We start from the raw sequence: 14,016 nt of genomic DNA on the forward strand, positions 1-14,016 counted from the left end.
ATGGATTCGAGCCTAACCGGAAATTGTTGTACAAAAGGCAGGATTTCTGCTTGTTTATGCGGCTATGCGGGATAATTGTTGTATTTCATACAGGAATCCTCGCGAACCCCAGGGCAACTTGGAAGCAAAGCTGTAAAACGTACAACATTTATGATACATAACTAGGGGCTGTTCCAAAAGCTATGAAATGGCTGGTTGGATAGTCTCTTTTTTCTGTAGTTAACGCCCTGCCTTTGTGCTGACCTGCCGTGCCTCGGTGCCAGATACAGCCATCTGTGAGATAATACTGCTACTGATGATCAATCTGGTGCAGGATGCGGATAGTGGAAAGGGGAGCATAATGGTTATGGCATTTGAACGGTGGCGCGGATTCATCCGGGCCTGGCGGGATTATCCCTTCCCGGAAGGGGCTGTGATTGGCGGGCATTATACAATTGAGGCTTTGCTGGGAGAAGGCAGCTACGGGCTGACGTACCTCTGCTATGATTCAAGGAATGGCGCTCTCTTTGCGATTAAACAGTCCAGACCCAGCAAGAAAGCGGTTGGCCGGGCGTTGCTTGCCAGGGAGGGTGCTATTTTACAGGCAATGGATCATCCTAATATTCTTAAATACCGCGATTATTTCAAATATAAAGGCTCGAATTGGCTGGTTACCGATTATATTGCGGGGAAGACGCTGGAGGATCTGATCTTTGATGAACAGATCGTCTATGGTGAGCGGGAATGTCTGGCCACAACGCTGAAACTGATGGATCGGGTTGCCCATGTCCATTCGCGCGGATACGTTCACCTCGATCTGCGGATTCCCAATGTGATTCTCCAGAATGAAGATCTGTACTTAATTGATTTCGGATTGGCCGCACAAATAGGAGAGGCGGATACCGTACCCTGGCTGCTGAAGCCGAGGGAGAAAGAGCTGCCGGAACGTAGGCCGCCGGTGATCGCCTCGGATTTGTACGATGTAGGACAACTGATGCTGTTCATGCTGTATTCCGGTTATGTGCCAGTACGGGGAGGGGCGGAGCGGAGCTGGCGGGAAGAGCTGGAGCTATCGCCGGGAATGCTGCAGATACTGTCCCGGCTGCTTGGGGAGCAGGAGACCTATCCGGACACAGCTGGATTTATGCGTGAGGCCGGAGAATTGTATAAGAGTCTGCTGCGATGATATCTGTTCAAAAAAAGGTGCCCTCAGCCAAATGCTAAGAGGCGCCTTTTGACTGTGTATGAAGAAATCAAGCCAGCTTCAGCTTGAACTGCCGTAACGGTTCTTATAGTATTTATGTCCGGTTCCTCCGCGGCGGGCATCTGAAGAGGAATGCCGCTTGTATCCGTGGCTGCTGCTTGAATGCCTTCTGGATACTGGCCTCCCTTTGTTGCTGCTCGAATGCCTGCGGTGTCCGCCATGTTTGGACTGCTCCACGGAGTGCAGGACTTTACCAAGAATTTTCTTAAACATCTTGTTTCCTCCTCTAAGGTTGTAGTAGCCATTGCAGTGCGGCTTTAATCGTTAGTTACCCGTACTACGGCTTCCGTACGCGGCTGGTTTCAATAAAAATTAAACCCCGTCCATTTGCGGCGGGGTTGTTTGTATACCAAGCGTAATGCTCGCAATGATTATGTTATTCAATATAACTCTTCATTGCCTGATACATATTGTCAGCATATTCGTCGATCTTATCCCGTGACATGCGCAGCCGGTCCACCGAAGTGCCGTAGCCGATCTCCTGCAGTCCTTCGGCTAATCCCTGGAAGATTCCATCCGTGAACGCATCTAACGGTTCGCCGTGGACATGCAGCCCGCTTCCGCCGAGATCTGTATTCACCGCCGGAGGAGCAATCTCAATCACTTCTACAGAGGTATCAGAGAGCTGGAGTCTGAGACTCATGCTGAACGAATGAAGCGCCGCCTTCGTCGCTGAATAGATCGGGCCAATGGCAAACGGTGTGAAGGCTAGGCCGGAGGTGACGCTCAGGATAGCCGCCGCTTCCCGTGCTGCGAATAATGGAGCGAACAGCATCGCCAGATGAAGAGGGGCTTCAAGGTTAGTTGTGATTTCTTGATTGAAATAAGCCCAGTTGTTTCTCGCATCTGCCTTGAGTACATTGAAGCGCTGCTGGGTCCCGGCATTGTTCACTAATACATTTATTTCCGGATAGTTCGCAGTTACCCAGTCGAACAAGGCGGTACGCTCGGATTCTATATTCAAATCACTTACACGGGTAATCAGGCCGGGGAGCTTGTCTTTGGCATCCTGCAGGACCTGTTCACGCCGCCCGGTACTGATGACTGTATTCCCGCCATTGATGAAGCGTTCGGCAAAAGCGAGCCCGATTCCCGAGCCTCCGCCTGTAATAAGGATTGTATTTCCTGAAAGTTTCATTGTGGTACCTCTTCTCCATTATTTTGATAAATAATTGGTATACCGTACGATTTTCTTGTCGATGCCCTGCAAGGATTCTGTCATGAGCGCAATTTCCGCCAGCACAGCCTGCTTATGCTCCTGAAACATTCTAAGCCGGAGTTCAGTCGTGCTGTCCCCTTCTAACATCCAGTCCACATATTGCCGGATACTGCAGATGGGCATATGCGTATTTTTCAAATAAATAATGATCTTAAGGAAAGCAATACGATTCTCCGAGAATATCCGCCTCCCGGCTTCATCACGCTCCATCTGTGGCAATAAACCCTTTTTCTCATAATAACGAATCGTTGATTCCGGAATCCCTAACTGGGCTGCAGCTTCGCTAATGGAAACATATTTCATCTGGAGACCTCCATGGCAGTTGGTTAGTTGTCGACAGGAATAGGATACGACTTGAACCATGGTTTAAGTCAACACATATATTTTTACACTAATGAAATATACTTTTTGAGATAAATTTATATCTTTGCTATATTAAGAGAATGCGTTTCCGATAAATAAGATTTATCCAAAAATGGGAGGAATATTGAATGAATGCAGCGGATTTTCCGGCGTACAAGTGGATGAATGAGGGGAACATCAGGTTTGAGGATGATGCTATTATATTAGAAGCCACTGCTAACAGCGACTTTTTCTGCAACAACGGTGCCATAGCTGAAGAAGGGCTTACCCCTGAAAGTCTGACGAATGCACCCTTCTTCTATACAGAAGTGTCCGGTGATTTCGTGCTGCGGGTGAAGGTTAGCCATGACTTCCGGGATACCTACGATTCCTCTTCCATTATGGTGATGCAGGACCTGACGGTCTGGGCCAAGGCCTGCTTTGAGCTGACAGATTTCAATACCCACGCCGTGGTCAGTGTAGTAACAAATCAGACCTCGGATGATGCCAATGGCTGTAATATTGATGGCAATGAGGTATGGCTGCAGGCCGCAAGGTCCGGGAATGCCTTCGCCTTTCATTATTCGACAGATGGTGTAAGGTTTGATATGATGCGCTTCTTTAACCTTCCGGCGGAAGAAACGATCAAGGTTGGACTATTGGCACAAGCCCCAACAGGCGAAGGCGGAGAGAGAATCTACCGGAATTTCACACTGGAGAACCGGACGGTCAAAAATATAAGAGCGGGTGAATAAGCCGTGAATAAGCCGTGAATAAGCCGTGAATAAGCCGTGAATAAACCGTGAATAAACCGTGAATAAGCCGTGAATAAACCGTGAATAAACCGTGAATTAACCGTGAATTAACCGTGATGACGGTATGGGAAATGTTTCAGCGTGCGTTGCCCTTTACCTGTCTGGGCCAGATGAAATAGGTAACGGTGATGATCAGATCAATCCCGACTACAACAGACCATACCGTCAGAATGCTTAGCAGCGCTTCCGTGCGGGCGGGGTCGTCAATCCACACAATGAGTCCGTAGAGAATACCTGCGGCGAGCACAAAAGAGAGCAGATGCTTCACCCAGCCCTTGAAATAATGCCGGGCATGCTCCATGCCGTACCGTTTGACCGGCCGCGCCCCTTGCTTGGTGACATAGTAGCGGAAGCGTTCATCCGCCCAGGCGATCATGCTTTTACCGAACACAATGGACACTGAAATGTACACAGCCGCAAGCGCATGCGCCGTCGTAGCGGAAGCTCCTCCGGCCAGATCCACACCGGAGATGATCAGCAGAATGATGTCCAGCACCGGAGTCAGCGCAAGGAAAATCAGTCCCAACGTGTTGCGCTTGAAGATATAACGTGCCGTAAAGCCGGCAAGGATGACAACCCAGAACAACACTTCGCAGGCGACAATCGCCCATGCTACCAGATTCATAATACACCTCTTGTTGGATTATTTTTGGTAATAACGGAAGTATAGCAGTGAACTTTAAACAATACAACTGTATTATTTAAATTGTGTTTCGTATTCTGCTTATGCTACAATGTGCACATGCCAAAAATTGTGGATCATTCAGAGCGGAAATCGAATATAGCGGAAGCGACCTGGCGTGTCATTATCCATCAGGGAATCAAAGGGGCAACTGTGCGAAATATTGCTGCTGAGGCGGGGGTATCTCTGGGGGCGCTGCGCCATTATTTCTCCACACAGCACGAATTGCTGGTGTTTGCAATGAATCTGGTGAAGGAAAGGGTAACTGCACGGATCGTGGATATTATGAATCTTGATCTTCCCCCCAAGGAGCAGGTTAAGAGGGTACTGCTGGAGCTTCTTCCCATAGATGACAGCAGCATGGCTGAGATGGAGGTATGGTTCGCATTTATCTTCCATCTCAAGTCTGCCGGGGAGCCTAATGATGAGCTTAGCGATGCTATCTATCCGCTTGTCATCCAGTTGATTGATTATCTGGACCAGCATGAGCTGCTTCGGCAGGAGCTGGATAAGGACAGTGAAGCTGAGCGGCTGTATGCCGTGGTCGACGGACTGGCCCTGCATGCGATGCTGGAGCCTGAACGCCTGGACAAACAGCGGATAATCCGGGTGCTGAACGTTCATCTGGATTCCATCTGCTGTAGTGAACAGCCTCAGTAATTTACTATATTGCTAGAAGTTATATTTTTCGAGACGTTATTGTTAAATCAGGCAAAACCACATCTTAAACTAAGGTGTGGTTTTGCTTTTTCTTTATCGGCGAAGTGGCTGGTGATGCCATGGCAGTACCGCTGCTGCCGGGTCTTGGCCTTGAAGTAGAATGCTTGCTTAATTAATTGGGACAGTCACTTACATGAAGCTTTTGCCGGTTTCGAGGTGTGCTGCACTGTCGCCTTCCTCAAGAGCCGCAGGTTTCTTCAGGAGGAATCCCAGAATAAGACCAATAGAGGCGATATATACGAGCACCATAAACGTACCGGAGAAGGCTTTGGTCCAAGTATCCAGTGTTGGAATGCCGTCACCTGGCATGAAACCTTTCATTGTGCGGGTAAGGACGGTCATTAAGCCGGCTATGGCAAAGGAGCTCATCACCTGTTGGGCAGCGTTGGTAAGCGAGGTGACCCGGCCCACCAGCTTAGGCGGAGAAGCTTGAATCAGATGGGTGTTCAGCGGCATCAGGGACAGTCCCATTCCTGCTCCAAGCAGGGCCAGGGGAAGAATCAGCGCGGAGACGCCATCGGCAGCTGTGACCCTGGTTAAGATGAATGCGGAGACAGCGACAAACGTCATACCCGCAATGACCAGCGGACGGGCGCCGACTTTGTCAAATAAGGTTCCGCTGATGGAAATAATTACAGCAGCTGCTATCGCTTGCGGCAGCATGATGATTCCTGTGTCAAAAGCGCTGTAATTCTGGGCCTGCTGCAAAAAGACCGGAACCAGGAACATGGAGCCGAACAGTGCGATCTGGAAGATCCATTGGATTACGATGCCTTTGGTGAAGTCCATAGATTTGAACACACGCAGTTCCAGAATAGGCTGTTTGTGGCGAAGCTCGACCAAGATAAATAGCACCAAAGCGATAATGCCAATAGATAAACCAGTCACAGTGTTAAATGAAGTCCATCCGTTTGCTCCTTCGCTTACACCATAGGATAAGCCGGCAAAAGCAATCGGGGCCAGTACGATTCCCCATAGATCAAAGTCAGTGACCGGCTCGCGCGGAATGTCCGGAAGGAAACGCAGGCCTATGCCAATGGCCAGAAGGCCAACCGGGATGTTAATGATGAAGATCCATTGCCACGAGGCATAATCGACCAGCCATCCGGCGATGATTGGACCAAGAGCCGGAGCAAGCAGGACGGGGATTCCCAGGATGCCCATAATGGCCCCCACTTTGTCCGGAGGGGAGAGCTTATAGACGAAGGCGAAGGCAATCGGCATCACCATTCCGCCGCCGGCCCCTTGAATGATGCGGAAGAGAATTAGCATGGCAGAGTCCGCTGCCATGGCACAGAGGATGGACCCGAGGGTGAAGAAGGCGATGGAGTACAGAAAAATTCGCTTGGCGCCGAATTTGTCGGACAGCCATCCGGCCAGGGGGATTACCGCTGCAGTGGCAAGCACATAAGCGGTAATCACCCATTGCAGACTAGACAGGGATGCACCAAAGGCTCCCGACAGCTTGGGCAGGGCGACATTAACTGCCGAACCATCCAGCAGCACCATGAAGCAGCCGAGTATAAGAGTAATGAGCGGTATAATAATCCTTTTGAACGACTGCGGATCTTCGCCGGGCAGATCTGTTGCGGATTTTGTTGACATATTGAACCTCCTAATGGATGTGATCATGGGTTGTGGCATACTTTATTCACACTGCAGCAGCAAGCTTTCCAGTTGTTCAAACAATGGTTTAAGCTGTTTGAGCGTGCTTCCGGAGTCCAGATGGTAATAATTCATCGTCCCCTTTTTACGGACATTGATGATCTCTGCTTCCTTCAAAATCCGCAAATGGTGGGAAACGGCCGGCCGGGACAGATTGGTCCGTTCTGTAATTTCTCCTACCCGCATCCCGGGCATTTGTGTGCCCTGCATCAGCGTAACAATAATGGCTTGCCGGGTCTCATCGCCGATAGCAGTAAGAACCTTCTGATTCTTTTTGAATTCGCCCACCAGCTGTGTGCCGTAGTCCTGGTTAATCATAGCATCCCCTCATTCGTTTGATGGTTTAATCATTTGAACCTTTGAAGCAAAACCGGTATGAGTACCAGTGGAGTATTTCCTTGCCGGGTGGTTGAATGGATTAATGCTTTTGACGAATACAGAGTATCACGCTCTCCGTGCAAACACCACATTGGGAAAGAAAGTCGAGACCCACAATTTGTAAATTGAAAGGCCGGAGGCGGATTACCGCAACAATGAAGGCTGCGGACATGAGTACAATAAAGCCGCATTCAGTTAGCTGAGTGCGGCTTTATCAGGCTATTCCTGTTGTCTTACATACCCGGGCCACCCCGTATTCAGCAGCAGAGCTGGCAGAACAAGTGTGGGCGCTCATGGAGCGCAACCAGATGGTTCCCCGGGCACAAACTACGATTTGACCGCAAGCTGTGCGTTCTCAGGTCCATTTGGCAGACCACAGCTTCATTTCCTTGAGGATCTGATGCAGATCCGCACCTTTGGGAGTCAGTGTATATTCTACTGTCACCGGAACGGTCGGGTACACGCATCGTTCCAGTACTCCATGCTCTTCGAGGTGTCTCAAGGTGCTGGTCAGCGCGCGCGGGCTGATCCCACCGATATTGCGCTGCAGCTCACCAAAGCGTTTCGTGCCGCCCTGCAGCTCTCTCAGTACCAGGAAAGCCCATTTTCCGGCTAGTACCTCCAGCGTTTTTTCTATGTTGCATTCAATTAATATGGGGTTCTTCGGGATATAATTACTGGCAGAATTGGCTGCTTTCAAGGGATTTCCTCCTGTTCCATGGCACTATACCAGAGTATAGCAACTATACTGGATGACATATAATAAACTATTTTTCACTTCTTTCTATTATATACAATCTGTTCTAGAATGAACATGTGTATGGAGCAACCGGCTAACAGGCCGGATTCAGAGAGGAGCAAGGGATTCATGAAATACCGCAGATTAGGTGGAACCGGACTTAAAGTCAGTGAGATCAGCCTGGGAAGCTGGTTGACCTACGGAGGATATGTTGAACAGGACAATGCCGTCAAGGCCATTGAAACCGCTTACTCCCAGGGCATTAATTTTTTTGATACGGCTAATGTTTATGAAAAAGGAGCAGCGGAAAAAGTGCTGGGTGCTACCTTGAGCAGCTATCCGCGCGAATCCTATGTGCTGGCGACCAAAGTATACGGCGTAATGGGTGACGGTCCCAATGACCGCGGCCTGTCCCGCAAGCATATTACCGAGCAATGTCATGCCAGTCTGAAACGGCTGGGTGCTGAATATGTGGATCTGCTGTATTGCCACCGGTATGATCCGGAAACGCCCATTGAAGAAACGCTGCGGGCGCTGGATGATCTGGTCCGGCAGGGCAAGGTGCTCTATGTAGGCGTAAGTGAATGGACGGCGGCGCAGATGGCCGAGGCCCTTGCGGTTGCCGACCGGTATCTGCTGGATCATATTGTGGTCAACCAGCCGATCTACAATATGTTCGAACGTTATATCGAGAAAGAGATTATTCCGCTTGGCCTACGCAAAGGGATCGGACAAGTCGTATTCTCGCCGCTGGCCCAGGGGCTGCTGACCGGCAAATACAGCTCGGTCTCCGATATTCCAGAGGATAGCCGGGCCGCTAAGCTCGAATGGATGCGTAAAGGAATTACGGCGGAAAGAATCGCCAAGGTTCAGGAGCTGGGCACGATTGCCGCTGAGCTGGATATTTCTGTAGGTAATCTGGCGCTGGCCTGGATTCTGCGTCAGCCTAATGTAGCCAGTGCCCTGGTCGGCGCCAGCCGTCCGGAACAGGTGGAAGAGAATGTGAAGGCTTCGGGCATTGAGCTCCCTGAGGATGTATTGACCCGGATTGAAGAAATAATCGGCTAAGAGAGGAAGGATGCAGAATGAAGGTTCTATTTATCGGAGGTACGGGACTCATCAGCCAGGCCGTATCCCGGCTGGCAGTGGAACGGGGAATAGAACTTTATCTGTTCAACCGTGGTGAGCGGAGCAGCTTGGTACCGCAAGGCGCGCAGGTGATTCAGGGGGATATCCGCGATAAGGAGAAGTCGGCCGAGGCGCTCAAGGATTACGAATTCGATGTGGTGGTGGACTGGATTGCCTTCACACCGGAGCATGTACAGACGGATATTGCCTTATTTACCGGGAAAACAAAGCAGTACATCTATATCAGCTCCGCTTCCGCTTATCAGAAGCCGCAGCGGAATTATCTCATTACTGAGGAAACGCCGCTGGTGAATCCGTACTGGCAGTACTCCAGGGACAAGATTGCCTCTGAACAGCTGCTGCTGGAGGCGTATCAGAACAGCGGCTTCCCGGTTACGATTGTCCGTCCATCCCATACCTATGGAGACACGGCCATTCCGGCGGCACTGACCAGTTGGAGTAATCCATGGTCGCTGGTGGAACGCATCCGCAAAGGCCAGCCGCTCGTCATTCACGGTGACGGCACTTCCCTATGGACGCTGACGCATAATTCCGATTTTGCCAAAGGGTTCGTCGGGCTGCTGGGTCATCCGGAGGCGATCGGGGAAGCGATTCATATTACCTCTGACGAAGTGCTGAACTGGAATCAGATTTATGCTGCTATCGGCGAGGCCGCAGGCAGAGAACCGAAGGTTGTGCATATCTCAACCGACTTCATCGCCGCGAACACACCGCCGGGGACGGCGGACGGGCTGATTGGTGATCAGGCTGTGAGCAGTGTGTTCGACAACAGCAAGATTAAACGCTTTGTTCCTGATTACGAAGCTACCACTCCCTTCGCCGAAGGGGTGAAGCGCTCGGTCGCCTGGTTCGAAGCTCATCCTGAATTATGCACGGTGGATCAGGATTGGTCCAAGATGCTGGACGGGTTAATTGCCAAGCACGGGGTGGACCCGAAGTTGCTCACCTACTATGCTTAAAATATGAATGGCTTGCAGAGACAGGTGCCGCCTTAATGGGAGGGCGCCTGTTTGTGTTGCAATTGCGGGAGCAGCGGGAGAAAGGTCAACGAATAATTGATATCTCAATCCGTTAGGAATAATGCGGAAGGTAGAAAACTGTAAAAAAAGTTATGGTTCCAGTATAGTAGCCCATACTGTATTTCTGAAAATACATATTATGGGAGGGCGGAGGTGGAAACATTGAAGTCAAAAGGAGCTTGTAATGAGGGAAATGGAAATGAAAAAAAAACAGGCAATTCAAAAAAACGTAAAGTTCGGGTAAATGACCAGCAACAGGAACACTGCAAGAGAAGAGTAGTGGTGCGTAAAAAAATTGTAAAGCTGACTTGTCCCCAGCCGAAGATTATTGTGAACTCTCTGCTGGGACCGCCAGGCCAACCTGGTCCAGCGGGTATAACAGGAGCACCGGGAGCTGCCGGGAGAACAGGAGTAACGGGGGCTACCGGTCCAGCGGGTAGGGTTGGTGCAACAGGAGCTACCGGTCCCTCCGGTGGTGAACGCGGAGCAACGGGAGTAACGGGGCCAACCGGTCCGGCGGGAGCGGCCGGAGCAGCGGGAGCGACAGGGGCAACGGGAGCGACAGGCACGGCGGGAGCGGCCGGAGCAGCAGGAGCGACAGGGGCAACGGGAGCGACAGGCACAGCAGGAGCGGCCGGGGCAGCGGGAGCAACAGGGGCAACGGGAGCGACAGGCACAGCAGGAGCGGCCGGAGCAGCAGGAGCGACAGGGGCAACGGGAGCGACAGGCACGGCGGGAGCGGCCGGAGCAGCGGGAGCGACAGGGGCAACGGGAGCGACAGGCACGGCGGGAGCGGCCGGAGCAGCGGGAGCGACAGGGGCAACGGGAGCGACAGGCACAGCAGGAGCGGCCGGAGCAGCGGGAGCGACAGGGGCAACGGGAGCGACAGGCCCTGTGTCAACGACATCAACAAAGTTGATTCTGTTTCAAGGGACAAATCCAGGGTTTCAATTATTTCTGGGATCGCCGGGGCCGGAATCTGAGACATTGCCATATGTTGTAACAGGTTCCACAGGCAATGTTGTGGCATTTGCATCAAGCATTGATGTAAACAACCTTCCAGCAGGAAATTATGTTTATCAAATAAGTAAAAATGTGATTAATACTGCTGTTGTACCGGCTCCAGGGGATGTATTGGCAACTATAACACTTACGCTAACCGCCACAATTACCGGAACTCTAATTTTTAAAAGCCTCTCTTCAGACGTAGGATCACATCAGGTTTTTGTTTCAAATAATTCGGTGTACACACCAGCAGCTGCTACTGTTACTTGGGTCAGCAATATTCCTGGCAGTCCGGTGGTCAGAGATGATGCCATTTCTTTATTTTTAAATAGGAATGTAGCAAATAACGCTGCGTATCAGGTATATCTCTCCAGTGACATCTAGCTGATTTGAATACTAAAGGGAGAAGGAGGACTTAAGCAAGCATTGCAGGACTATCCATTACTGATGAAGCAGGTGCTGCCCGTATAAGGACAGCACCTGCTTTGTATGAAGAGATATCTACATCTGCTCCTTATCCCGTAGATTCAGAGTTCGATCCATGCCGGTGTCAGCTTATCATTCAGGTATAGCATGAAATACGGATTCGTGAATATACTCTCACTACCGAAATCCCCTCATAAAAGGAGTCCTGGTTATGCCGACACATCCATATGTCTCCCGTTTTTTTGTGAATACTGATGCCCGCCGTGAGAAGCTGATTTATGATTTGCCGGAATCCTGGTGGAGCCGTCCCTATGAATACGAATGGTGCACCAACTTTATTTCACCGCATGATGTGGTGCTGGATGCCGCCTGCGGAATATCCCACCCGCTTAAATTCTACCTTGCCGGCTATAGTGCAGAGGTCTTCGCCTGTGATATTGATGCCCGGATTCTGTCACGGGAAGCGATTATGCAGGATATTGCCGATGATATCGGAGAATTGGCAGCCCAGCAGGTGCAGGCCAGAAGAACAAACCGGCTGCATCTGACCCAGGCGGATCTTACCGCACTGCCGTATGAGGATGAGAGCTTTGATACGATTTTTTGCATCTCGGTACTGGAGCATCTGTCGGTGCAGGATTCGGTGCTTGCGGTGCGGGAATTTCACAGAACTCTTAATGGAGAAGGTCTGCTCGTGCTGACCTTTGATTATCCGACCGTGAACCTGCCGCGGATGAATGAGATTCTGCTCCAGGCCGGGTTTCAGTATTGGGGCGAGACAGATTTCAATCTTCCGGCAGATGCGGTGCATACCGATCAGTGGGGCGGCCTGAACTGTTTCCGTGCGGTGCTCAAGAAGGCGCAGGGTTAGTACTAGCATAGAACGGTAGAGGTATAATCCCCATCATTTGGTTGTTTCCTTCCGGTATAGTAGAATAGGCTCAAGACGGAAGAGAGAAGGAGACAACTTCATGGGGATGATTGGTAACTACATCACTGTAACTGCGGAACTGCTTCAGGCCATCCGGGATGAAGAGATCAGTCTGCACGGAATCGAACCGAAGCTGGATATCGATAAGGCCTGGCAGGCGCTGCATTATACACTAAGCGGCGGGGGCACGGAGGAAGGTTCAGCACTTGGGGCGGTTGTGCCAATGAATGGCCAATATTATGCCGGACACTATTCCGATGCCGAGGTATTTGTGCTGGAGCCGGAACAGGTGACAGAAACCGCTGCTGCCCTGGAGGGAATAGAAGAGGCGTTTATGCGGGAACAGTATCAATTCCGGCAGATGCTGGACGAAGGGGTATATCCGCTGGTGGATGATGATGAACCGGAAGAGTTTTTTGACTATATGTATACGTATTTCACGGCTATGAAAGAGTTCTACCGGACCGCAAGCGCTGATCAAGCGTATGTAGTATTTTATATCTCATAACTTCATTTGAATTTGTAGAAAAGGAGCCAGAGAACTTGCGCAGATATGCCATTATAATAATGATTCTGCTCCTATTAGTACCGGCTGCGGGTCTTAGTGCCAAAGGGGCTGCTCCGCAGGACAAGATTCAGCTTGCTTTTGCCGGAGACATTCTGCTGGACGGTTTTGTCGGCGAGCAGATTGCCAAATACGGGGTCAATTTCCCGTTCGTCAAAGTAGCGCCAGTGCTGCAGAAGGCCGATCTGGCTTTTGCCAATCTGGAGACACCGGTCTCCGTGCGGGGAGATGCCGCCGAGAAAATGTTCGCCTTCCGCTCTAAGCCGGCAGCATTGGCAGGACTGAGCTACGCAGGAATTGACGGAGTATCCCTGGCGAATAATCATATTCTGGATTATGGACAAACCGCCATGCTCGACACGCTGATTCATCTGGACAGAAATAAGATCGGACACACAGGGGCAGGCGCGAACATACAACAGGCTTTTAAACCTTACACCAAGACGGTCAAAGGCAAGCGGATCGCCATGCTGGGTGTAAGCCGGGTATTGTCTGATCCTTCCTGGTATGCAGGCAAGAACAATCCGGGTGCGGCTTCCGCCTATACAGCGGAGCCTCTGCTGAGTGCGATTAAGCAATCAGCCAAGGACAACGATTATACCATTGTCTATATTCACTGGAATGAGGAGTTCAAGGACTACCCTGAACAGTACGCCCGGACTCTGGCGAAACAGATGATCGACAGCGGGGCCGATATTATCCTCGGGGCGCATAGCCATTGTCTGATGGGGATCGAATATTACAAGCATAAGCCGATCTACTATTCGCTGGGCAATTTTGTGTTCAACCGCTCTACACGGGGCGGGGACAAGACGCTGCATTCGATGCTGGTCAACTTCACGATCAGCAATTCCGGGGTGACGAGCAGTATTACTCCAGTCAAAATCATTGGCGGGCAGCCCAATTTCATGGGTGAAGCCTATAACAAAGAGACCTACAAGCTGCTGAATGAGCTCTCCTTCAATGCGAAGATCACAGCGGGCGGAGCGGTCAGCGAGAAGCTCTGAAGCAGCAGGGAGTGCTGAGGATATACTGAATAGCCCGGAGAAGCAGACTTTTCTTCTCCGGGCTATTTGCATTGGAGCCAGGTCATATTCATTTTGTGCTATTCATTATTA

Annotated in this window: 16 protein-coding genes; 9 read left to right on the forward strand and 7 right to left on the reverse strand. The window is 50.7% G+C overall.

Annotated elements, in window-relative coordinates:
• The first annotated feature begins 346 nt into the window (after window positions 1-346).
• Window positions 347-1,165 carry a serine/threonine protein kinase gene (locus R50912_RS10055; RefSeq protein ID WP_042242033.1) on the forward strand — a complete coding sequence of 273 codons (819 nt, stop codon included), beginning with the start codon at window positions 347-349 and terminating at the stop codon, window positions 1,163-1,165.
• A 78-nt stretch (window positions 1,166-1,243) separates the two neighbouring features.
• Here the strand turns inward: R50912_RS10055 and R50912_RS10060 are convergent, their stop codons facing one another.
• The 3 genes from R50912_RS10060 to R50912_RS10070 form a co-directional block, all read right to left on the reverse strand.
• Entirely contained in the window at window positions 1,244-1,456 is a 213-nt protein-coding gene (locus R50912_RS10060; protein ID WP_042211670.1) for a hypothetical protein, read from the reverse strand.
• Between the two features lie 163 nt (window positions 1,457-1,619).
• Window positions 1,620-2,381, reverse strand: coding sequence for an SDR family oxidoreductase (locus R50912_RS10065; protein ID WP_042234479.1), 762 nt, complete (start codon window positions 2,379-2,381; stop codon window positions 1,620-1,622).
• 18 nt (window positions 2,382-2,399) lie between these two features.
• On the reverse strand, window positions 2,400-2,765 hold the full coding sequence (locus R50912_RS10070; protein WP_042234481.1) for a MerR family transcriptional regulator: 366 nt from the start codon (window positions 2,763-2,765) through the stop codon (window positions 2,400-2,402).
• 188 nt (window positions 2,766-2,953) lie between these two features.
• On the opposite strand from R50912_RS10070, the gene R50912_RS10075 reads away from it, so the two are divergent.
• The gene (locus R50912_RS10075) at window positions 2,954-3,559 is read left to right on the forward strand and encodes a DUF1349 domain-containing protein (protein ID WP_042234483.1); all 606 of its coding nucleotides are present in this window, start codon (window positions 2,954-2,956) and stop codon (window positions 3,557-3,559) included.
• Between the two features lie 136 nt (window positions 3,560-3,695).
• On the opposite strand, the gene R50912_RS10080 is transcribed toward R50912_RS10075, so the two are convergent.
• Complete coding sequence (locus tag R50912_RS10080; RefSeq protein ID WP_042234485.1) at window positions 3,696-4,244, reverse strand: hypothetical protein; 549 nt, start codon at window positions 4,242-4,244, stop codon at window positions 3,696-3,698.
• 117 nt (window positions 4,245-4,361) lie between these two features.
• Between R50912_RS10080 and R50912_RS10085 the strand changes: the two genes are divergently transcribed.
• Window positions 4,362-4,961: a TetR/AcrR family transcriptional regulator gene (locus R50912_RS10085; RefSeq protein WP_042234487.1), complete on the forward strand. Its 600-nt coding sequence runs from the start codon at window positions 4,362-4,364 to the stop codon at window positions 4,959-4,961.
• Between the two features lie 189 nt (window positions 4,962-5,150).
• On the opposite strand, the gene R50912_RS10090 is transcribed toward R50912_RS10085, so the two are convergent.
• The 3 genes from R50912_RS10090 to R50912_RS10100 all read right to left on the reverse strand — a co-directional run bounded on the left by R50912_RS10090 (window position 5,151) and on the right by R50912_RS10100 (window position 7,764).
• Entirely contained in the window at window positions 5,151-6,626 is a 1,476-nt protein-coding gene (locus tag R50912_RS10090; RefSeq protein ID WP_042234490.1) for an MDR family MFS transporter, read from the reverse strand.
• A gap of 42 nt (window positions 6,627-6,668) precedes the next feature.
• A complete protein-coding gene (locus R50912_RS10095) occupies window positions 6,669-7,004 on the reverse strand; it encodes an ArsR/SmtB family transcription factor (protein ID WP_042234493.1) in 336 nt (111 codons plus the stop codon).
• A 415-nt stretch (window positions 7,005-7,419) separates the two neighbouring features.
• Window positions 7,420-7,764, reverse strand: coding sequence for a winged helix-turn-helix transcriptional regulator (locus R50912_RS10100; RefSeq protein ID WP_042234497.1), 345 nt, complete (start codon window positions 7,762-7,764; stop codon window positions 7,420-7,422).
• A gap of 168 nt (window positions 7,765-7,932) precedes the next feature.
• Between R50912_RS10100 and R50912_RS10105 the strand changes: the two genes are divergently transcribed.
• The 6 genes from R50912_RS10105 to R50912_RS10130 all read left to right on the forward strand — a co-directional run bounded on the left by R50912_RS10105 (window position 7,933) and on the right by R50912_RS10130 (window position 13,905).
• The gene (locus R50912_RS10105; RefSeq protein WP_042234500.1) at window positions 7,933-8,871 is read left to right on the forward strand and encodes an aldo/keto reductase family protein; all 939 of its coding nucleotides are present in this window, start codon (window positions 7,933-7,935) and stop codon (window positions 8,869-8,871) included.
• Between the two features lie 17 nt (window positions 8,872-8,888).
• The gene (locus R50912_RS10110; RefSeq protein ID WP_042234503.1) at window positions 8,889-9,911 is read left to right on the forward strand and encodes an SDR family oxidoreductase; all 1,023 of its coding nucleotides are present in this window, start codon (window positions 8,889-8,891) and stop codon (window positions 9,909-9,911) included.
• A 342-nt stretch (window positions 9,912-10,253) separates the two neighbouring features.
• On the forward strand, window positions 10,254-11,360 hold the full coding sequence (locus R50912_RS36190) for a collagen-like protein (protein ID WP_269322097.1): 1,107 nt from the start codon (window positions 10,254-10,256) through the stop codon (window positions 11,358-11,360).
• Window positions 11,361-11,613: 253 nt separating this feature from the next.
• Window positions 11,614-12,273, forward strand: a complete 660-nt coding sequence (locus R50912_RS10120; protein ID WP_039307858.1) for a class I SAM-dependent methyltransferase — start codon at window positions 11,614-11,616, stop codon at window positions 12,271-12,273.
• A 100-nt stretch (window positions 12,274-12,373) separates the two neighbouring features.
• A complete protein-coding gene (locus R50912_RS10125; protein ID WP_042234509.1) occupies window positions 12,374-12,841 on the forward strand; it encodes a YfbM family protein in 468 nt (155 codons plus the stop codon).
• A 59-nt stretch (window positions 12,842-12,900) separates the two neighbouring features.
• The gene (locus tag R50912_RS10130) at window positions 12,901-13,905 is read left to right on the forward strand and encodes a CapA family protein (protein WP_042242038.1); all 1,005 of its coding nucleotides are present in this window, start codon (window positions 12,901-12,903) and stop codon (window positions 13,903-13,905) included.
• The last annotated feature ends 111 nt before the right edge of the window (window positions 13,906-14,016 follow it).

Origin of the sequence: Paenibacillus sp. FSL R5-0912 (assembly GCF_000758605.1) — a bacterium.
Lineage (GTDB): Bacteria > Bacillota > Bacilli > Paenibacillales > Paenibacillaceae > Paenibacillus_AQ.